General features: G+C 44.1%; 1 protein-coding gene. It reads right to left on the bottom strand.

Features of this window, described 5'->3' with window-relative positions; genetic code table 11:
• On the bottom strand, positions 1-592 hold a 592-nt coding region (locus A3738_RS08650; protein ID WP_197473723.1), incomplete at both ends, for an integrase arm-type DNA-binding domain-containing protein.

The raw sequence follows: 592 nt of genomic DNA on the forward strand, positions 1-592 counted from the left end.
CAACTTCTTGGCTTCTCCTGGTGTTGTTACTGCGGCAAGATGCTTTTCTTTTGGCTTGGTTAAAGCTCCATCCAAGTCTCTTGATGGATCGCGTTCAGCCCTTCCCGTTGCAACTGCGTAGCGGAATATTTGTCCTGCTGTTTGCTTTACTCTATGAGCAGTATCATGCCTGCCTTCAGATTCTTTCTTTCTGAGAACTGCTAATAATTCTTGAGGGGTAATTTCGGAGATCGGACGTTTACCAAGGTCGGGCTTTAGATACTTATTAACGAAGCGTTCAACACGCACCGTATGACCTTCAGACCAATGTAACTTTTCTTTTTCTAACCACTCACCAGCAATCACTTCAAAGCTACTGGCAGCATTAACATGCGTCTGGAGTTTCTTTTGACGTTTTACATCTGACGGGTCTAAACCTTCTCTTAACTGTTGACGAGCAATCGTTGCTTTTTCTCGCGCTTCTTTGATGCTGACTTCAGGGTAAACCCCAAAGGCAATACGCTTTTGTTTGCCTGCAAATCGGTACTTTAAACGCCAGTATTTTCCGCCATTTGGCATCACTTCAACGTAAAGACTTTGACCATCAGACAAG

This window comes from Oleiphilus sp. HI0066, assembly GCF_001635725.1.